This window comes from Arthrobacter castelli DSM 16402 (assembly GCF_000430705.1).
GTDB lineage: Bacteria > Actinomycetota > Actinomycetes > Actinomycetales > Micrococcaceae > Arthrobacter_C > Arthrobacter_C castelli.
Genome location: NZ_AUMN01000009.1, coordinates 87,915 through 108,062, shown reverse-complemented (window position 1 = coordinate 108,062; position 20,148 = coordinate 87,915). Strand labels below are relative to the sequence as shown.

Here is a 20,148-nt window from a genome sequence, read left to right as displayed (position 1 = left end):
GTACAACGCATGACGCACTATGATCTGATCATCATCGGCTCGGGCTCGGGCAACACACTCGTCACCGAGGACTGGGACTCGAAGAAGGTCGCCATTATCGACGGCGGCACGTTCGGTGGTACCTGCCTCAATGTCGGCTGCATCCCGACCAAGATGTACGTATTCCCCGCCGAGCTGGCACATTCGACGGTTAAAGCCGCCGATCTGGGAGTCGACGCCCGCGTGGACGCGGTGCATTGGCCGAAAATCCGCGACCGCGTCTTCGGCCGGATCGACGCTATCTCCGAGGCCGGCCGGAACTACCGCGACGTGGAGCTGGACAACGTCGACCTGTACCAGGAGCACGCGCGCTTCACCGGCGAACGGACGCTGGTCACCGATTCCGGAGCGGAATTGGAAGGTGGCCAGATTGTCATCGCCGCCGGATCACGGCCGGTGTTGCCTGACGTGCCGGGCATGGACCTGCCACAGGTTCACACCTCGGACACGGTGATGCGGATCGAGGAACTGCCGGGCCGGATCCTGATTGTCGGCGGAGGATATGTCGCCGCCGAGTTCGCCCACATCTTCGACAGCTTCGGCTCCGAGGTGGTCCAAATCAATCGGTCGGGCCAGCTGCTCAAGCACACGGACCGTGATGTGTCCGAAGGCTACACCCGCCAGGCGCAACAGCAGTGGGACTTGCGGCTGAACCGCGTTCCGGGCTCGGTCACTGAGTTGCCGGACGGCCGGGTCGCGGCCGCGCTTGTCGATGGTGATGGAGCGGATGCCGGCACGGTTCAGGCCGATATTGTGCTGGTTGCCACCGGCCGGCGGCCCAACGCGGACACCCTCGACGTGCACCGGGCGGGCTTTGATGTCACCGGTGACGGACGGGTCGTCGTCGACGACTACCAGCGCGTCGTGGCTGCAGGCTCCGCGGTCGACGGCGTGTGGTCGCTGGGCGATGTCAGCAGCGAGTACCAGCTCAAGCACGTGGCGAACCACGAAGCCAGGGTGGTCTCCCACAACCTCGTCCACCCTGACGATCTGCGCTTCGGCGACCACCGCTACGTCCCGGCGGCAATATTCACCCGCCCGCAGATCGCCAGCGTCGGCCTGACCGAGGAGGAGGCGCGCCGCTGGGCAGCCCGCAACGGAACCGAGGTCTGCATGCAGTTGCAGGCCTATGGTTCAACGGCCTACGGCTGGGCTATGGAGGACGACGACGGGTTCGTCAAGCTGCTTGCCGAGAAGGGCACCGGCAAGCTGTTGGGTGCGCACATCATGGGGCACGAGGCCTCGATGATTGTCCAGCCGCTGATTCAGGCGATGTCGTTCGGGCTGGACGCCCATACCATGGCACGCGGTCAGTATTGGATCCATCCGGCCCTGCCCGAGGTCGTGGAGAACGCGCTGCTGGGCCTCGACGTGTAGGGCAGGGAGGCCCAGCAGCATCTTCACGCCATAGCTCCGCGCAATAGCTCCGGATCATCCCGACCCGGGCAAGGTAGTGCCGGCCCGCGCCGGGTGGTGCCCATCCCGCGCCGGGTTACGCCCGCGGAGCCATATAGATGTCGTTGATCAGCGAGTCATAATCCTTCAACACCTGGGCACGCTTGATCTTCAGCGACGGTGTCAGGTGCCCGGACATCTCCGTGAAGTCCTCCGGCACGATCCGGAACGACTTAATCTGCTCCGCCTGCGACACCGTCTCGTTGGCCGCGTCGATCAATGACTGGACCTCGGCCAGCACCTGCTCATGTTCGGAGGCTTGCTGCAGCGTCGTCGAGGCCGGCAGCGAGTGCCGTTCCAACCATCCCGGCAGCGCTTCCTCATCCAGGGTGATCAGCGCCGAGATAAATGGCCGCTGGTCTCCGAGCACCACACACTGCGAGATCAGGGCATCCGCGCGGATCCGGTCCTCCAGCAGCCCGGGAATCACGTTCTTGCCGCTCGCGGTGACGATGATTTCCTTCTTCCGTCCGGTGATCGTCAAGTAACCGGAATCGTCCAGTTCACCAAGATCCCCGGTGGCAAACCAACCGTCGACAAATGCCTGTTCGGTCAGGTCATCACGATTGTAGTAGCCGCGCATGACACACACGCCCTTGGCCAGGATCTCGCCGTCGTCGGCGATTTTCACGGCATTGCCCGGCAGCGGCATCCCGACGGTGCCGATCTTGATCAGTGAAGGCGTGGTGACCGAGATCGGGGCAGTGGTTTCGGTCAGGCCGTACCCCTCCAGCACCGTCAGGCCAATGCCGTGGAAGAAGTGGCCCAGTCGTTCGCCCATGGGGGCGCCGCCCGAGACCGCGTGCTTGACGCGGCCGCCCATGGCGTCGCGCAGCTTGCCGTAGACGAGCCTGTCGAAGACAGCGTGACGCAGCTTCAGCCCGAGCCCCACTGAGCCGTTCTGCTGCGCCTTTGAGTAGGCAATGGCCGTTTCGGTGGCCTTGGTGAAAATCCTGCCCTTGCCACCATCCTCGGCCTTGAGCTTGGAGGAATTGAAGACCTTCTCGAAGACGCGGGGGACGGCAAGGATGAACGTGGGGCGGAATTCCTGTAAGTCCGGCAGCAGGTTCTTGATGTCCGGGGTGTGCGCCACCGTCGCGCCTGACGCGACACACATCACTGAAATGAAGCGGGCAAAGACATGGGCCATGGGCAGGAACATGATGGTCTGCGCGCCTTCGCGGGCCACTTCGGGAATCGCGGCCGCGGCATTGTCCGACAGCTCGACGAAATTGCCGTGGGTCAGCTCGCAGCCTTTCGGCCGGCCGGTGGTTCCGGAGGTGTAGATAATGGTGGCCAGATCGTGAAGGTTTGCGGCTGTGCGCCGGTGTTCCAGATCCTCGTCGCTGACCCCGTGGCCGGCCTCGCGCAGTTCGTCCAGGCCGTCGCCGGCCAGTTGCCAGATGTGTTCGAGGCGGTCGAGACCTTCGGATTGGACAGCCTTCTGGACGATGTCCTGATGCTTGCCGGATTCGACGAAGACCGCCACAGCCTCGGAATCGCCCAGGTTCCACGCCACCTGGCTGGCCGAAGAGGTTTCATAGACCGGCACTGACACGGCGCCGGCAAACCAGATCGCGAAATCGACAAGCGCCCATTCGTAGCGGGTCCGGGCCATGATCCCGACCCGGTCGCCCGGGCCAATGCCGGTGGCAATCAGCCCCTTCGCCAGCTTGGAGACATCGTCGCGGAACTGCGTTGCCGTGATGTCCCGGAAGTTTCCCTCCGCGTCCTTGCGGGAGAAGAGTGCCGGATTGGTCGGTTTGTTTGCCTGCCGCAGCACGAGATCGGTGATATTGCTCTCAGGCGGCGATTCCACCATCACCGGGACGCTGTATTCTTGCACGATATCTCCTTCGGTACCTGTTGCCGGCCCACGGCATAGGGTTGCTATCCAGCCTACCGGGAACAGCGGCTGGATACGCCTGTTCACAAGTTACCACTTGGTAACTTATCGTGCCGATGACGCCGACCGTAGAATGATCCGGGTATGGAAAGACGAACTCCACGGACCCGCGCCGGGCGCGGGGCACCGCTCTGGCCGCGGACCGGCACTGTTTCCGGACGCACCAGGGTGATGCCGGCCGTTCCCGCCCGGCTGGGACGGCGTGGGCTGGCCATTGGAATCGACATTGGCGGCACCAAGGTGGCTGCCGGCGTCGTCGACGCCCATGGCGAGGTGCTGGCAGAGTTGGCCCGCCCCACACCCGCCACCGATCCGCGCATGGTCGAAGAGGCCATCATGGGGCTGGTTTCGGAGTTCGAGGCCAGTTACCGCATCTGGTCGGTGGGCATTGGCGCGGCCGGATGGATGGACCAGAGCGGCAGCACCGTGCTGTTCAGCCCGCATCTTGCATGGCGCAACGAGCCGCTGCGGAAGAACCTTGAATATAAGCTGCGGCGCCGGGTGATGGTGGTCAACGACGCCGATGCCGCCGGATGGGCGGAGTGGCGTTTCGGCGCCGGCCGGGGGGAGAGCCGGCTGGTGTGCGTCACGCTGGGCACCGGCATCGGAGGATCGCTGATTTCCAACGGCATGGTGGAGCGCGGGCGGTACGGGGTCGCCGGGGAGTACGGCCACCAGATCATCGTGCCCCAGGGACACCGCTGCGAGTGCGGCAACCGGGGCTGCTGGGAGCAATATGCTTCAGGGAATGCCCTTGGCCGTGAGGGGCGCGAACTCGCGCGCGCGAACTCGCCGGTGGCACAGGACCTGCTGCGCGCTGTCGGCGGGGACCCGGATGCGATCACCGGGGCCCTGGTCACCAAACGAGCGGCTGAAGGCGATCCCACCTGCGTGGAACTGGTGCAGGACGTGGGTCACTGGCTCGGCATGGGGCTGGCGAACCTCGCCGCCGCGCTGGATCCGGGACGGTTTGTTATTGGCGGAGGGCTCAGCGGCGCAGGCGATCTGCTGCTGCAGCCCACCCAGGCTTCGTTCCAGCGGCACCTGACCGGGCGGGGGTTCCGCCCGGCAGCACCGATCAGCATGGCGCAGTTCGGTGCCCGTGCGGGAATGGTCGGTGCGGCCGACATGGCCCGCATCAGCGCGCGCAGCGGCACCCGCGGCACCCGCCCGGCACGTTCAGGCACTTAGACGACGGCGCCGTCGTCGTGGTCATTGCCCCGATCCGTGGGCAGCCGCATCAGCAGGAACACCACCGAGGCGATAAACACCGCCACGATGCCGACGACGGCCACCATCGGCATCGAACGGAAGATAAAGGCGGACAGCAGCAATGCCAACGGTCCGCCGATGGAGCCAATCCAGGCCAGCACGACCAAAGGCTCGGCGCCGGCCAGGGACGGCGGCTCCTCGGGGACAAAACCGTCGTCATCTTCGGGCGGAATGTAATCGCGGGGGCCAAGGGGGCGCACCCCGCCGGGAAGATCCCCGCCGGGACGGCTCTCATCGGGACGGCTCTCATCGGGACGGTCATGATCGGAACGGTCCTGATCTGAACGGTTCCCGTTGGGGTGGTTCGACGGAGGTGGCTGGCCCGCCGCGGGTGGTTGAACCGTCTCCGGTGGCCGGTTTGTCGCGGGTGGTTGATCTGCTGCCGGCGGTGAGTCCGCAGGGCGCACTGGATCGGGAAGCGAATCGTCAGGCTCGGACGGTTGTGTATCCTCGAGGCGGTCCGGCAGGCTTTCGGTGTTTTCCAGCCGGGACACCAGGTCGCGCCACACCTCGTCCTCTGAAGGCTGCGGGCCGCCGGATTCGCGGTTTGCCGGATCGTGCTCGGAGTTACTCATCGCCAGTTCCTGAATGCTGCTGAATGAAACCACCGGTCTGCTCGAAAATCTGCCCGGCGTCATTATCCATCGTTGCCACATGATAGCTGTTATACAGCCGGACCACTTCAAGGTCGGCGCTGCCCAGACGCTTCTCTATCAGTGACACACTGCTGGGCGGGACGACCCGGTCCACGCTTGATTGGAAGATCAGGGTCGGCGCGCTGACCCGGTGAAGCGCGGAGGTAGTGTCCCGGAACAGCCGGTGCAGCTGGTCGACGGCGGCAACGGGGGTGCGGATGTAAGCCGCTTCGCGGACCCCGGGCTTTTTGATGTCATCCCCGATAGCCGGCACTGTGGGGCGGATATATCGAAGGATTCGAGCAAAGCGCGCCTTCGGATCGTAGAAGGTGAAACCCGGGTTGACGGCAACGACACCGGAAACCCGGTGTTCGGCTGCGGTCCGGAGGGCGAGTGTCCCGCCCATGGACAGACCCGCGACGAAGGTGTGGTCGGTTTTGCTTCGGAGACGCAGGTATTCGGCTTCGAAGGCGCCGTACCAGTCCTGCCATCTGCTGGTGGCCAGGTCCTCCCAGCTGGTGCCATGGCCGGGAAGCAGCGGAAGGGTCACGGCATAACCGGCGTCGGCCAGGTGCCGTGCCCAGTCGATCATGCTCGCGGGAGAACCGGTGAAACCATGGCTCAGGGCTATTCCAATACTGGCGTTGGGCCCTGAGCCTTCACTGGAGAACGCCTCGGTGCCAGCGGTGATTGTCATGTCTCCATGGTGTCACTGATTGGTGGGCCAAGCCTAAGGTAATGTGGCAGAAGCCACTGGAGGTTCGTCGGGCGACGGCCGGTTTCCGCAGCGCCGGTCAGGAGAGGTCACAGCGTGTTTTATTGGGTTATGAAGCGGATCTTCATCGGTCCGCTGCTCAAGATGCTGTTCCGGCCGTGGGTCAAAGGAATGCAGAACATCCCCGATGACGGTCCGGCCATTCTGGCCAGCAACCACCTTTCTTTCTCCGACTCCATTTTCCTGCCGGTGTGCGTGCCCCGGCCCGTGGTGTTCCTGGCGAAGTCCGAATATTTCACCGGCAAGGGGATTAAGGGCAAGCTCACGGCGATGTTCTTCCGCCTGACCAATCAGTTGCCGATAGACCGGTCCGGAGGCTCCGCTTCGGCGACGTCGCTGGATGCCGGCATCGACGTGCTGAAGAAGGGCGGCCTGCTGGGTATTTATCCCGAAGGCACCCGCAGCCCCGATGGGCGCCTGTACCGGGGAAAGACCGGCATCGCCAAGCTGGCGCTGACCACCGGGGTACCGGTGATCCCTGTCGCCATGATCGGCACCGACAAGGTGCAGCCGATCGGCCGCAGGATTCCGAACATCCGCCGCCTGGGCATCATTATTGGCGAACCGATGGATTTCAGCCGGTATCAAGGGCTGGAGAATGACAGGTTTGTGCAGCGGTCCGTGGCCGACGAAATCATGTACGGGCTGATGCGGCTCTCGGGCCAGGAATACGCCGACCTCTACGCCAGCACATTCAAGGACCGGATGGCCTCTCGTAAAGGCGGCAAGGGCGCCGACGCCGGCAAGGCGTCCGCCGTGCGTGCCACCCCTGGCGCGACTAAGACGCCTGGAACGGTGACGACGGTTGGGTCGGCTTCGAAAGCGCCGGCTCCCGAGGAAGGCAAAGCGGCGTCCCGCGACAGCCCTCCGGGCGACCAGGCCTCCGGCGAGGGGCAGGATCAGGACCCCCCGGGCGCTCAGGGGTCCGCTGCACCCCCCGGCCCGGCCGGGCAGCAATCTCCGTTGTCCGGCCAGAGCGATGCCGCCGGGCGTTCGGGCGATGCTGCAGGCGACGGCTCCGGGAATGGTTCCACGGGGCCGTCCAACGACACCCACGGCGCCGCTTCCGAGGCTCCTGCCGGTACTTCCGAGAGCGCATCCGATGGCGCTTCCGGCACTTCCGACGGCGCTTCCGGTACCCCGCCCGATCCCCCGGGGGAGCCGCCCGGGCCGGATCGCCGCGCCGGATTATGACATTCGGCTGAACCGGGTTACGTCCGGCGAACCTCCTGTTTGCCGATTACCCCTTACGCTGGATGGGTGAATGATTCAACCCATCTGAGTTCAAACTTCGTATCCAGCCCATCTGCCGTCCCCACGACGGCGGATTATCCCGAGCTGGATGCCTGGCGCTCGCTGCCGATTTCACAGCAGCCACAGTGGCAGGACTCAGCAGCTTATGATTCTTCGATGGCGGAACTGTCCTCGCTGCCGCCCTTGGTCTTTGCCGGTGAAGTTGACGTGCTGCGTGAGCGGCTGGCGGCAGCGGCACAGGGCAAGGCCTTCCTGTTGCAGGGGGGCGACTGCGCCGAGACATTCGAGGCCGCGACCGCTGACCGGATCAGCGCCCGGGTCCGCACCATCCTGCAGATGGCCGTCGTCCTCACCTATGGCGCGTCACTGCCCGTGATCAAAATGGGCCGCATGGCAGGACAATTCGCCAAGCCACGCTCATCGAATGACGAGACCCGGGACGGGGTCACGCTGCCGGCCTACCGGGGGGACATGGTCAATGGATTCGATTTCACCGCCGAGTCCCGTGCCCATGACCCGTCGCGCCTGGTGCGGGCTTACCATACCTCGGCGTCGACTCTGAACCTGATCCGCGCCTTCACACAGGGCGGTTTCGCGGATCTGCGGCTGGTCCACCATTGGAACAAGGGCTTCATGGCCAACCCCGCCCATTCGCGCTACGAGTCGCTGGCACGTGAAATCGACCGCGCGATGAAGTTCATGGAAGCATGTGGCTCCGATTTCGAGACCCTGAAGCGGGTGGAGTTCTTCGCCAGCCACGAAGCGTTGGTGCTCGATTACGAGCGGGCCCTGACCCGGATCGATTCACGGACCGGAAACGCCTACGACACCTCGTCGCACTTCCTGTGGATCGGGGAGCGCACCCGCGACTTGGATAGTGCACACGTCGATTTCCTGTCCAAGGTGCACAATCCCATCGGCGTGAAGCTTGGGCCTTCGACGGATCCCGACGACGTCTTGCGGCTGATCGACAAGCTGGATCCGGACCGGTCGCCCGGCCGATTGACCTTCATTTCCCGGATGGGAGCGGGTGCCATCCGGGAGAAGCTGCCGCCCCTGGTGCAGAAGGTGACCGAGTCCGGCGCCCAGGTGCTGTGGGTCAGCGATCCAATGCATGGCAACACTGTCACTTCGCCCAATGGCTACAAGACCAGGAACTTCGACGACGTCGTCGATGAGGTGCGTGGGTTCTTCGAGGTGCATAATTCGCTGGGCACGTTCCCGGGCGGATTGCATATCGAGATGACCGGCGACGACGTGGCGGAGTGCCTTGGCGGAGCGGACCCGATCGATCAGGATGCCTTCACCTCGCGCTATGAGTCGGTGTGTGATCCGCGGCTGAACCACATGCAGTCGCTGGAAATGGCGTTTTTGGTGGCGAGCGCGCTCAGCCGCAGCAGCTAGCGGAATCCACACGGTCCAGGTGGATTCCACGGTCCAGGCGGCTTCCACACAGTGCAGCTGGAATCCACGGTCCAGCCGGCTCATACAAACAGTGTCGGGTCGCAGCGGACCGGCTGATTTACACTACGGTCAGGGTGATGGTGGACCCCTTGGGCACTGATTTGTCCACGGGGTCCTGGTCCCTGACCGTGCCGAAGAATCCGCCCAGAATGTTGTTGACCTCGACTTTGAACCCGAGTTTTTCGAGTCGCTGGACTGACTTCTCCACCTGATCGCCGATCAAATTGGGTACGTCCACCATCTTCGGCCCCTTGGACAGGGTGATTGTCACCGTATCGCCGCGGAACAGCTGCCCCTGGGCGGGTTTTTGGGATACGACGCGGCCTTCACGAATGGACGGGTGGAAGACCCTGCTATCGGCCACTTCTGGTTTCAGCCCGGCGTCGGACAAGTGCCGTACGGCCGATTTGCGGGATTCACGGACCACTGACGGCACCTCGATGGGACGCGGCCCCTTGGAGGCCACGACAGCAACCGCGGCGTCCCGCCGTCGTTCTTCTCCCGGCGCGACGTCCTGGGACAGCACTGTTCCGGAGGGAATCTGCTCGTGATACTTCTTGCTGACCTTGCCGATGGCCAGCTGCGCGTCCTTCAACTCCGTCGCAGCCTCCTTGATAGTGCCACCCGTGACGTCGGGCACGGAGAACATCTGCGGGCCAATGGAGACGAACAGCGTGACATCTTCGAATTTGCGCAGCTCGGAAGAGGCGGCCGGGTCGGCACGGACGACTTGACCATCCGGGATATTCCCGTGATGGATGTCCGTGGCTCTCGACTCCAGCCCGCGGTTTGCCAGCAGTTGCCGGGCCTCGGCGACAGGCTTGCCGGACACCTTGGGAACGGAGGTCAGCGCGGCAGGGCCCGCCGCCACGAACCAGGAGATCCAGGTGACCAGTAATGAGATCAGTACGACGGCGGCGATCCACAGCAGTGCCCGTCGCCGGGGGTTGCCACGACGCAGACTCTGTTCCGGCTGCTGCGCCGCCTTGGCCTGCTCCTTCTCCTGGGCCTTCTGGTCCCGCTTGGTGTCGCGCTTCGCCGCGCGGGATGAGCGGATACTGCCAATGGCCTGGGTTTCGTCCTGTTTATTTCCGGGAATGTGCCCGGAGGCAGAGGCCGACGGGCCCGAACCAGGGTCCGCGGGGGCGGACGGGCCGGCATCATGGTCCCGGGACAGCACAGTAGTGGGATGGATCCCCGGCCTGATCACCTCAGTGTGCCGGTGAGGGGGAGTGCCGCCGGGGGAGTCGGCGTCGTAATCAAGCTCTTCATTGCTCAAAGTGGTGCGGATATGGCGCAACTCCCCAAGCAGTGCCGCGGCATCGATCGGCCGGGACTCCGGGTCCTGGGCCGTGCACCATTGGACGAGTTCGTCCAGATCCTCGGCCAGTCCGGGCAGTTCGCCGGACGGGGCCGGCACTTCCGAGTTCACATGCTGGAAGGCTACCTGGATGGGAATGTCGCCGGTGTAGGGGTGGTGGCCGGTGAGCATCTCATAGAGCATGATTCCGACCGAATAGATGTCGCTGCGCTCGTCGGCTGATCCGCCCGTCACCAGTTCGGGGGCAATGTAGGCAACGGTTCCGATCAGCGTGCCGGTATTGGTGCTGGTCGACACGGCACGAGCCAGTCCGAAGTCGCCGACCTTGATCCGGCCGTCGTCGGCCAGCAGCACGTTCTCCGGCTTCACATCGCGGTGAACCAGTCCGGCGTCGTGTGCGGCGGCAAGACCGTCCACCACCGCATCCAACAGGGCCAGCGCGAGGCGCGGCTGCAGCCGTCCCCTGTCCTCAATCAGGGCGCGCAGGGTCCGGCCGGGAACATACTCCATCACCAGGTAGACCAAGGCATCGTCGTGGCCCTGGTCCAGGACACCGACGACGTGCGGGTGTGACAACCGGGCGGCGGATTTGGCCTCCTGGCTGAAACGGTTGAGGAAGTTGTCGTCGTCGGCCAGGTGGGAATGCATCACCTTCAGCGCCACATCGCGTTCCAGACGCTGGTCGGTGGCCAGATACACGGTCGACATACCACCGCGGGCCAACCGGGCTTGCACAAGGTAGCGCTGGTCCACCACAGCGCCGACTAAGTCATCAATTGCCCGTTCCTGCACCCTTCGATCCTAGAGGTTTCAGCAGGAAAGAGCCCGAACCAACACCCGGTCCGGGCCCTTTCGCCGCCGGATGGTGCGCGGGTCTTAGCTGAACTGCTTTTCCAACGCCTTGACGGACTTCACGTAGTTCTTGGTGTCGTCGTAGAGGCCATGTTTTTCGACGGCCGCCTGTCCCTGGTAGTAGGAACCGATCGCCTTGGACCGGGAATCAGTGGTGCGAAGCAGGGCGTCAATGATGGCCACACCGGCGGTGATGTTATCGGCCGGATCCAACAGGTTGAGCTGGCGGCCCACCAGCTCGGAGGCCCACTCGCCCGAGGCAGGAATCACCTGCATGGTGCCGATGGCGTTTGCCGGCGACACGGCGCGGTGGTTGAACCCGGACTCCTGGTAGGCGTGGGCAAGGGCCAACGACGGCGGAACCCCCATGCTGCGCGCCGTCTGGACAATCATGTCCTTGATTTCCGCCTGGGACGGAGCCGGCGCTTCCAGCAAGGCCGCCTTGTTCTGATTCGCCTTGGCGACGACGTGCTTGGGGTAGGTGTAGTGCAGGAAGGTATTTGGCACGAGATTCTTCGGCTTTGACTCCTTCCCGGAGTCCTGGGAGCCCTGCCCCGGGATCGCGAGCTTATTGCCCGGGTGGATTACGCTGCCCAGGTTCAGGCTATTGGCCTTCAACAGCGAACTGAGGCTGACACCGTGGCGTGCGGCGATAGACCCCAGGGTATCTCCCGACTTCACGGTGTATTTGCCGGATGGCTCGCCCTTTTTCGATCCGGACTGGTCGATGAGCTTCCGGTCGTTCGCCTGGGTGGTGACATTGGCGCCCGAGAGCTTGATTTTCTGCCCGGGGTGGATCACGGAGCCCATATTGAGGCCGTTGGCCTCGAGGACTTCGCTGATGCTTTTGCCGTGTTGTGCGGCGATGCTGGAGATAGTGTCGCCGGCCTTGACGGTGTAGCTGCCGGACGTCTTTTCCTGTTTCGAGCCGGACTGGCCGATGACCTTGTGGTCGTTCGCCTGGGTGGTGATCGTGGATCCGGAGAGTTTGATCTCCTGTCCGGGATATATCACGGAGCCCATGTTGAGGCCGTTGGCCTCGAGGACTTCGTTGATGCTTTTGTCGTGTTGTGCGGCGATGCTGGAGATAGTGTCGCCGGCCTTGACGGTGTAGCTCGAAGATGAGCCCTTGGAAGCCCCGTTGTTGTTTGAAGCCGGGACGTTCTCATTGTGTCGTTGTTGCTTCGACGCGCTGTGGCTCCCATTCGATTCGAGTGTGATCTTTTGTCCGGGGTAAATGATTGAGCGCATCTGGAGGCCGTTGATCTCCAGGACCTCGCTGACGCTCTTGCCGTGTTGCGCGGCGATGCTGGTGATGGTGTCGCCTGACTGCACGGTGTAGCTCGAGGGTGCCTTACTGGACGTCGTCGTAGCTGACGGAACCTTCGTGGCAACCAGCGAAGAAGGTGTGATGACCCCTTGGGCAGGACCGACGGCGGTGGCTGCATTGGCCACTCCGGACGGCAGCGACTTGGGGACTGTGACGCTCGGGGAAGCCTGGGCCGGCTGTGCCAGCGCCAGGGATGAGAGGACGACTGTCGGGATGGCGGCGGTGGATATCGCGGAGCCGAATTTCCGGCTCCGCTGTGTTCCACTGCCGGAGACTGTATTGCTCGACGTCGGCTGATCATTCGTCAACTGGCGTTGCGGGCTCATAAATGTGTTCCTCGTCTGGTCTGTTTTCGGCACCCGGGGGAGTGCACTGCATTGTTGCTCATGCGGCGAATGATGTTGCTGATGCGGGTGTTTCGAATGTGACTCTTGCGAATTTACACGAATTTTCACATAGCACAAGAGCGGAAGCATTTCGTGGAACTTTATGACTTTCGGCGCGTCATCGAGGGACTGCATGGTATGGGCTATGAACGAATGGCTGCGGCATGGCACGCTTAATGCCGTGAACGAACTTGAAACGCTGATCGATGATTGGCTCACTCTGCCCGATGTAAGTGAACGGCTTGAATTGCCGATTAATAAGGTCCATAGCCTGCTGGATGAGCGGGCGCTGGTCGCGGTGCGGATCGGAGAACGTAAAATACGCTGCGTTCCGTCGGAGTTCCTTATTGACGGGCATGTGCTGGAAAACCTGAAAGGCACAGTTATCGTCCTCTCCGATGCAGGATATGACGACGAGGAAATGCTCCGGTGGCTGTTTACTGCTGACGATTCCCTTCCGGGCAGGCCTATTGACGCGTTGCGCGCGGGCCGTAAAAGGGAGATCCGGCGGCGGGCGCAAGCCCTCGCCTGGTAGGCACTCCACTGCCGCTGCGCGGCTGGGCCCCGCAGCGTTGGGTTGGTGTGCGTAAGCGCGGGCCTCAACCCCACCTTCGTTATTGTTTCGTTATCTGCTTGCTATTTTTTCGGGCCTGATTCTTCTAAAACTGTCGGTGCTCGATGGTTGACTATTTTTATGACGGTTCGAGTGGGTGTTGACGACGACGGCGGTGGCCGGCAGGGTGCTGGCGCCGGTGCTGCTGGTGCCGGCGCTGCCAAGGGCCGCAGTGCCTTTGACGACGCCGCTGCGGGTGCCTCTGGTGACGCGGGTGCTGGTGCTGGTGGTGCTGGTGGTGAGTCTGTGTTTGAGCCGTTGTTGGTGACGTTGTTTTTGGAACGTGACGTGGTTCGTGGCGCGGGGTTTAAGGACAAGCCGGTGCTGGCTCGGGGCATTATCAACGGGCTGACCCGCCTGGATCCTGAAGCGTTGGATTATCGGCAGGCGGTGAATCTGCTGGACGAGGCGTCCAAGCTTGTCTCGGCCGCCGAGGCCCTCAAAGCTAAAGCCGTCTCCCGGGTGTGTGCCACGGCCGGGGACCGGGTCGGTGAGGAAGAGCACCTGCCGCCGGCGGGTCCCGATGCTGACCAGTTGGCGTCCATGGTCGCCGAGTCGGAGATCGGCACGGTGCTGGACTTGTCGAAGCGGGCGACGGACAAACTCATCGGACACAGTCACCTGCTCACGACCGGCCTGCCGGCCACGTTGGACGCTCTGGCGCAGGGGGTGTTGCATCCGGATCAGGCCGACGTGATCGCCGATCAATGCGGGTCCCTGCCGCGTGAGGCGTATGCGGACTTTGAGGCGGAGATGGTGGGCTTCGCTCCGGGGAGGGCGAGGCACCTGGTCGCGGCGAAGGCACGCAGGGTGCGGGAACGCTCGCACCCGGAGACGATCAAGCGGCGCAAGGAAAAAGCCGCGGCCGATCGGACGGTGGTCCTCGAGCCGGTCGAGGACGGGATGTGCTGGCTGAGCATGTATTTACCGGCCGAGGCCGCCACCGCGGCGTTTAACCGGCTGACGGGATTGGCGCGTTCGTTACAGGGCCCCGGAGAACCACGTGATCTCGCCCAGTTGCGGGCTGATGTGGCTGCGGACCTGCTCCATACCGGCACCGGCACCGGACTACCACCGGCGGCCCTGTCCGGCAGTGCCAACGATGGGTTCTACGGCACAAATCCGCCACCGGGGGTCCCGACCGGGCCCGCCGCACCCGGAATAGCCGGAGCCGCCGGAACACCCGGAGTAGCCGGGGCAGCCGGAACTGGTGGTTCAGTACCCGGTTCGGCCGGTGGTGCCGGGCCCGGGACAGCCGGAAGCACCGGATCGGCCGGCCCCGGTGGTGCCGGAACACCCGGCGGTGTTGATCCGCCTGCCGGTGTTGATCCGCCGGGTTCGGGTCGGATCCCCAATTATGCCGGGATTAAGGCTGAGGTGCTGGTGGTGGTGCCGGTGTTGACCCTGATGGGGTTATCGGATGAGCCGGCCGATCTGGAAGGGTACGGTCCCATCGATGAGGACACCGCCAAACAATTGGCCGCGAACGCCCCGTCGTTCAAGCGGTTACTCACGCATCCGGAGACGGGGGCGCCGCTGTCGTACGGGCGGGACAGCTACGCGGTGCCCAAAGACCTGCAAAAAATGGTCCGGCTGCGCGACCGCACCTGCCGCGGGTACGGGTGCAACAAAGCCGCCCGTCACTGCGACCTCGACCACACTGTCCCATACCCGACAGGGCAAACCGAACTGACGAATCTGAAACCACTATGCAAACCCGGCCATGCCCTCAAGACCGCGGGACTCTGGCGGGATATCCAGCACCGCGACGGCAGAGTGGACTGGACCTCACCGGCAGGCAGGAAATACTCCAACACTCCCGAAGGCCCACTACCGGAGATGCGACCCGCCCCCGACATCGCCACCCTGCTCAACAAAGCCAAACACCAGCCAGAAAACTGCGCCAGGACGGACAACGCACCGGCAAAACCGGCGAAGCCACCCAACGATCCCAACGAGCCCCCGCCATTCTGATAGCGCAGGTACGGATGTCAGACGCGCCTGGTGTCTAAGAAATCCGCCGGATGGCAGCCCGTCCGATGCTCGCCAGGGAAGTGCGAACTGCGGGTTCGACGTCCAAGGACTCCAAGGCACCAAATGCCTGGTCGGACAGTCCATCAATTAGGTTCTCCGTGGCAGCCAACGCACCGCACTCGACCATAATGCGACGTAGCTCGACAACTTGATCCGTGGTCAGTTCCGGGTTTCCGAGGTTGTCCTCGAGAAGGGCCGCCTGTTCCGACGGTGCCAGTTGCAGGGTGTATCCAGTCAAAACCGTACGTTTTCCTTCGCGGAGGTCGTCGCCGGCGGGTTTTCCGGTTTTATCCGGATCGCCGTAGACCCCAAGGACGTCATCGCGCAGTTGGAATGCTTCACCCAGCGGCAGCGCGAAGCGCGAGAACTGTTCGAGCAGTTGGTCATCCGCTCCTGCCAGGGCTCCGCCGAGCACCAACGGGCGTTCCGTCGAATACTTTGCCGATTTGAACTGAATGATCGCGCGGGCCCGGTCAACCGCCCCCTCGGCAGATCGCACCGGGCCGGCGGACTCCTCCAGGACATCCAGATACTGCCCGGCCATCACTTCTGCACGCATGCGGTCAAAGATGGCCCGTGCCCGTCTGGGCCCCTGCCCGTGTATAGTCTTGCGGCCTTCGCGTTGAGCCGGGGCGCTGGTACCGTCGTCGACGCTTTCCATCGTGGCGAACGCAAACAGTTCCTCGCTAAAGGATAGGCACATGTCCCCGGCCAGTATGGCCGCTGCTCTGCCAAATCGATCAGGGTTGAGGGACCAACCACTCCGGTCATGAAGAGCGCTGAAGCGGCGATGGACACTCGGAGCACCGCGACGAGTGTCGGAGTTATCGATGATGTCGTCATGGATCAGCGCAGCAGACTGGAAGAGTTCAAGGGCAGCGCCGGCGGAAATGATTCGTTCCGATTCCGGTGATCCTCCCGCACCGCGGAACCCCCAATAGCACAAGCTGGCGCGCATCCGCTTGCCGCCTGCGGCCAAGTCCGAGATGGCGTCGATCAGTTCCACAACGTCTGGTGAAATCTTCGAGAGTTCGTCGCGTCGCGAAGCGAGGAAACCGGCAATCCGGTCTCCAACTGCCTGGGCGTACCGTTGCTGACTTTTATCAGCGGCAGATTGTTGTGCGGCAGATTGGCGCTCGTTCCCAAACGGCCGCGATGGTTGTCCGACGTCGGCGGCTCGGGGAAGGTCCGATGCCGGCTTTGGGTGCAGCGAATCCATCATCGGCTGTCGACAGACTCGGCCGACAGGTGAGCGCCGATGGTAATGGTGGATGTGGATCCGCTTTTGACAACGGAGATGTTGACTGTTTCCGTTCCTTCACCGCGGGTATAAGTCCTGGATGCGGCGCCCTGGGCGGTGGTGCTCTCCAATGGTTGGAATTTGTGGTTTTTCAGTTTCTTGTCATAGAAGTTCAGAACCGACTTGCGGGAGGCATCCGTTTCGGCAACGAGTGAGAGGGAAATCGTATCGTTGGCAGTTTCAACGTCGGAGACAACAACCCCGGCGTTGTCCATCAGCGGAATCAGTTCCTGCGGAAAGTCCTTGGGCAGTTCGCCCGGAGTTGGAGCTGCCCGGGACGCCGGGCCGGGCTCAGCCAGTTGCGGTGCTGGTGTCGGCGTCAGGGATTGAGCGGGTGGCTTTGTCACCCGCGATGGCTCCCGCTGCTCCGTGGAGTCGGTGCACCCCGCTGAGGCCAGCAGCACTGACAGCGCCGCTGAAACCCGCAGAGCGGTCCGCAATGCGGTGTTTTGTGGCCTCGTGCTCTTGGAAAGCAACCGCGCTCCTTGTAGTAGATGCTGTGTGGGCACGGATTCCATCTTAGCCAGTGAGCCGGAGACCGTCGCCCGTTGCCGACAGGCCAACGGTGCCGTGAGTGCAGGACGCACAGCGAAGCCAGCGGTGGTGTGTGTGTCGGACGCACCGCTAAGCCGGCGATACCCGGCATACCATGGGACAGTGATGTATCCGTCAACCGGCGAGTCAGTTCCGGCGGCGGGGCAGGGCCTGGACAGCACCGTACTGCATGTCGATATGGACGCGTTCTTCGTGTCAGTGGAGCTGCTCGACGCCCCCGGCCTCCGCGGAATTCCGGTGATCGTCGGCTCCGAGTCGAACCGTTCGGTAGTGCTGTCCGCTTCTTACGAAGCCAGGGACTACGGTGTCAGGTCCGCGATGCCGATGGCGACTGCACGCCGGTTGTGCCCTCAGGCGGTCATCGTGGAGCCGCATCAAGACAAATACCGGCAGGCTTCCACACGGGTCATGGCCATCTTCTCCGAAATCACAGACTTGGTGGAGCCGCTCAGCGTTGATGAGGCATTCATCGACGTACGGGGTGCAACACGTCGGCTGGGTTCGCCGAGGGATATCGGTGAAATGATCCGTCGTCGGGTGGCCGCTGAATTGGGGATGACGGCTTCGGTGGGGATTGCATCCAGCAAATTCGTGGCCAAAATCGCTTCCACCAGGGCAAAACCGGATGGGCTGCTGGTCATCCCGCGCAATGAAACAGTGGCGTATCTGCACTCGTTGCCCGTCTCCGCGCTGTGGGGGGTGGGCGCCAAAACCCAACAATCGTTATCCAGGCTGGGGATCTCCACTATCGCTGATGTGGCCTCGACGCCGGTGGGTGCACTGAGGCGGGCGCTGGGTTCCGCCGGTGAGCACGTCCACCGTCTCTCATGGGGAGTCGACGAACGTGCTGTGACTCCTATCAGGGAAGAAAAGAGCATAGGCGCTGAAGAAACATTTGGCGATGATGTGGCATCCGACGAAGCGCTCCGCGCGGAATTGCTGCGGCTGGCGCACCGAACAGCGTCCCGGCTGCGGTCGGCCGGGGTGAAATGCCGCACAGTCTCCATCAAGATCCGCTACTCGGACTTCAGCACCCTCACCCGGTCCAAAACGTTGGTGGAACCGGTGGACAGCGCACACCTGATGTACAGCGCGGCTGCGTCGTTGCTCACTGCGTTAGGCAATCGCCCCATGAGTGTTCGGCTGATCGGGTTGCGGGCGGAGTCACTGGAAAACTCCGCTGATTCTATGGACCAGTTGACTATCGACGGCCGGGATGACAACTGGCGTGCGGCAGAGGAAGCACTGGATCGGATCAACAGCAAATACGGGCAGGACAACCTGCAACCGGCACGCCTTCTATCCCGGGACCGGCCGGGCCGAGCCGGGCCTGCCGGTCCCGGCAGCGCGGGACTTTCAGGCGGCGAAGGTCACGAGGGGCCCCGGGACAGTGACGAATAGCGCAGGGAGCGCGTTTTGAAGGGTAAGTTCCAGCTTTCCCAAAGGGCAAATGCCATCTATCCTTATAAGTAGGCAGAGCCATCATTTGGCAGTCCGCCTGATGGTCGTGACCACACAGGTCACTGGTTGCGACCATGTTGACGTCGGTACTGACCGTAAGGAGGCAGCAATGCCACTCTCGGAACATGAACAGAAGCTGCTTGAGCAACTGGAGCGGCAATTACAGGCCGACGACCCCAAATTTGCCAGCTCCCTCGGCAATGACCGGATGCATGCCCTGTCCACCAGGCACATCGTATTCGGCGCCCTTGGTGCAGTGCTTGGTCTACTTGTGCTGCTGGTAGGGATTTCACAGCAGTGGATCATAGTCGGAGTGGTTGGCTTCCTCATCATGGGCGGCGGCGTGTATTGGGCGTCCACACAGGGCGCCAAGGCTGCAAAGCGGAAGGAAAAGGGCTCGGGCAAGTCGAAGTCGCAAAGTGGATTCATGTCGAACCTTGAGGACAAGTGGGAGGATCGGCGCCGCGAGGAGCCGTAGACGCTCCAGCCCGGGAGGATCGGCGCCGCGAGGAGCCGTGCAAGCAGCGTCCCACCGAGCCGCAGAGTGGCGGGGAGCCGTGGATATTCAGCGGCGCTCCACATTCCACCACGACTCCACCTCCTTCCCCTCCACTTCCCACCCCGTGGTCGTGCGGGTGAGGCTCATCCAAGGGAAAATCGGCCGGAATCGAGCCATTCATCGGGATCCGTAGATACGGGTCCCGATTCTTTTTAACCTCTTTTCGACGCCTGGCGTGATTCTTCCTCCACTTCCTTCCACCGGCATGATTCCGCGTCATTTCAGGCTTTTTCGAAAGGACACGCCGCGACATTCCGCGCTCGCAGATTGACCGTGGGGGAATGTGGAGTAAAGTGGGGCCTATTAGAGGGCGATGGTGGCCATGGAGGGATCTCCTCCCGGATCGGCAAGGCGGTGGCGATGTTTCTCGGAACACATTCGCCGCGGCTGGACGATAAGGGGCGGATCATCCTCCCGGCGAAGTTCCGCGAGGAACTCTCCAACGGTCTGGTCCTGACCAGGGGACAGGAACGTTGCATCTACGTCTTCAGCCAGCGGGAATTCGAAAGGGTTCATGAGCAGATGCGTGAGGCACCGATCTCCTCACGACAAGCGCGTGATTACATTCGGGTTTTCCTATCTGGTGCCTCTGACGAAGTTCCGGACAAGCAGGGCCGGGTGACCATTCCGCCTGCGCTCCGCACCTATGCAGGGCTTGACCGCGAACTGGCTGTCATTGGCGCCGGTGCCCGTGCCGAGATCTGGGATGCCCAGGCGTGGAGCGAGTACCTCGAAGAGAAGGAAACCACCTTCTCGGAGACCGACGAAAACGAACTACCTGGAATCCTCTGAGCGATCAGAGGACGCTGCAAAACGCCGGACGCTGGGATGAGATCTCCAGCCGCCCGCCGTCAGGGATCGACCTGGCTCACCTTCCCCGGAGCCAGGCGGATCACAACGGCAGGTGCGGATGGGGATCTGGTTCAAGCACCAGCGG

15 protein-coding genes and 1 pseudogene are annotated in these 20,148 nt (G+C 63.1%); 9 read left to right on the top strand and 7 right to left on the bottom strand.

From position 1 onward, the window contains the following. Positions 1 to 9: 9 nt before the first annotated feature. Complete coding sequence (locus tag H535_RS0111490) at positions 10 to 1,416, top strand: mycothione reductase (protein ID WP_026819661.1); 1,407 nt, start codon at positions 10 to 12, stop codon at positions 1,414 to 1,416. A 115-nt stretch (positions 1,417 to 1,531) separates the two neighbouring features. On the opposite strand, the gene H535_RS0111485 is transcribed toward H535_RS0111490, so the two are convergent. Next, positions 1,532 to 3,340, bottom strand: a complete 1,809-nt coding sequence (locus H535_RS0111485) for an AMP-dependent synthetase/ligase (protein WP_026819660.1) — start codon at positions 3,338 to 3,340, stop codon at positions 1,532 to 1,534. Between the two features lie 231 nt (positions 3,341 to 3,571). On the opposite strand from H535_RS0111485, the gene H535_RS24990 reads away from it, so the two are divergent. After that, entirely contained in the window at positions 3,572 to 4,591 is a 1,020-nt protein-coding gene (locus tag H535_RS24990) for an ROK family glucokinase (RefSeq protein ID WP_051299082.1), read from the top strand. On the opposite strand, the gene H535_RS0111475 is transcribed toward H535_RS24990, so the two are convergent. Next, entirely contained in the window at positions 4,588 to 5,247 is a 660-nt protein-coding gene (locus H535_RS0111475; RefSeq protein WP_035769300.1) for a chromosomal replication initiator protein DnaA, read from the bottom strand. The two genes, H535_RS24990 and H535_RS0111475, sit on opposite strands and share 4 nt — an antisense overlap. After that, a complete protein-coding gene (locus H535_RS0111470) occupies positions 5,240 to 6,004 on the bottom strand; it encodes an alpha/beta hydrolase (RefSeq protein ID WP_026819658.1) in 765 nt (254 codons plus the stop codon). Before H535_RS0111470 ends, H535_RS0111475 begins: the two co-directional genes overlap by 8 nt. A gap of 114 nt (positions 6,005 to 6,118) precedes the next feature. Between H535_RS0111470 and H535_RS24985 the strand changes: the two are divergent. Together H535_RS24985 and H535_RS0111460 are read left to right on the top strand one after the other, a co-directional pair. After that, positions 6,119 to 6,820, top strand: a pseudogene (locus tag H535_RS24985) (lysophospholipid acyltransferase family protein); the annotation flags it as partial. 540 nt (positions 6,821 to 7,360) lie between these two features. Beyond that, a complete protein-coding gene (locus H535_RS0111460; RefSeq protein ID WP_211236581.1) occupies positions 7,361 to 8,740 on the top strand; it encodes a class II 3-deoxy-7-phosphoheptulonate synthase in 1,380 nt (459 codons plus the stop codon). A gap of 118 nt (positions 8,741 to 8,858) precedes the next feature. Here the strand turns inward: H535_RS0111460 and H535_RS0111455 are convergent, their stop codons facing one another. Together H535_RS0111455 and H535_RS0111450 are read right to left on the bottom strand one after the other, a co-directional pair. Beyond that, on the bottom strand, positions 8,859 to 10,913 hold the full coding sequence (locus tag H535_RS0111455) for a Stk1 family PASTA domain-containing Ser/Thr kinase (protein ID WP_026819656.1): 2,055 nt from the start codon (positions 10,911 to 10,913) through the stop codon (positions 8,859 to 8,861). 84 nt (positions 10,914 to 10,997) lie between these two features. Then, the gene (locus H535_RS0111450) at positions 10,998 to 12,629 is read right to left on the bottom strand and encodes a lytic transglycosylase domain-containing protein (protein WP_211236579.1); all 1,632 of its coding nucleotides are present in this window, start codon (positions 12,627 to 12,629) and stop codon (positions 10,998 to 11,000) included. 205 nt (positions 12,630 to 12,834) lie between these two features. On the opposite strand from H535_RS0111450, the gene H535_RS0111445 reads away from it, so the two are divergent. Then, a complete protein-coding gene (locus tag H535_RS0111445) occupies positions 12,835 to 13,224 on the top strand; it encodes an Rv2175c family DNA-binding protein (protein ID WP_425387272.1) in 390 nt (129 codons plus the stop codon). A 159-nt stretch (positions 13,225 to 13,383) separates the two neighbouring features. Then, on the top strand, positions 13,384 to 15,276 hold the full coding sequence (locus tag H535_RS0111440) for an HNH endonuclease signature motif containing protein (RefSeq protein ID WP_155838663.1): 1,893 nt from the start codon (positions 13,384 to 13,386) through the stop codon (positions 15,274 to 15,276). A 34-nt stretch (positions 15,277 to 15,310) separates the two neighbouring features. Here the strand turns inward: H535_RS0111440 and H535_RS0111435 are convergent, their stop codons facing one another. Together H535_RS0111435 and H535_RS0111430 are read right to left on the bottom strand one after the other, a co-directional pair. Next, complete coding sequence (locus H535_RS0111435; RefSeq protein ID WP_425387271.1) at positions 15,311 to 16,555, bottom strand: polyprenyl synthetase family protein; 1,245 nt, start codon at positions 16,553 to 16,555, stop codon at positions 15,311 to 15,313. After that, entirely contained in the window at positions 16,555 to 17,112 is a 558-nt protein-coding gene (locus H535_RS0111430; protein WP_026819651.1) for a hypothetical protein, read from the bottom strand. The genes H535_RS0111435 and H535_RS0111430 overlap by 1 nt, the downstream gene beginning before the upstream one ends. A gap of 184 nt (positions 17,113 to 17,296) precedes the next feature. On the opposite strand from H535_RS0111430, the gene dinB reads away from it, so the two are divergent. The 3 genes from dinB (at position 17,297) to mraZ (ending at position 20,003) form a co-directional block, all read left to right on the top strand. Continuing rightward, the gene (dinB, locus tag H535_RS24980; RefSeq protein ID WP_051299080.1) at positions 17,297 to 18,592 is read left to right on the top strand and encodes a DNA polymerase IV; all 1,296 of its coding nucleotides are present in this window, start codon (positions 17,297 to 17,299) and stop codon (positions 18,590 to 18,592) included. A gap of 169 nt (positions 18,593 to 18,761) precedes the next feature. Beyond that, the gene (locus tag H535_RS0111420) at positions 18,762 to 19,130 is read left to right on the top strand and encodes a DUF3040 domain-containing protein (RefSeq protein ID WP_026819650.1); all 369 of its coding nucleotides are present in this window, start codon (positions 18,762 to 18,764) and stop codon (positions 19,128 to 19,130) included. 441 nt (positions 19,131 to 19,571) lie between these two features. Beyond that, positions 19,572 to 20,003 carry a division/cell wall cluster transcriptional repressor MraZ gene (gene mraZ / locus H535_RS0111415; protein WP_026819649.1) on the top strand — a complete coding sequence of 144 codons (432 nt, stop codon included), beginning with the start codon at positions 19,572 to 19,574 and terminating at the stop codon, positions 20,001 to 20,003. The last annotated feature ends 145 nt before the right edge of the window (positions 20,004 to 20,148 follow it).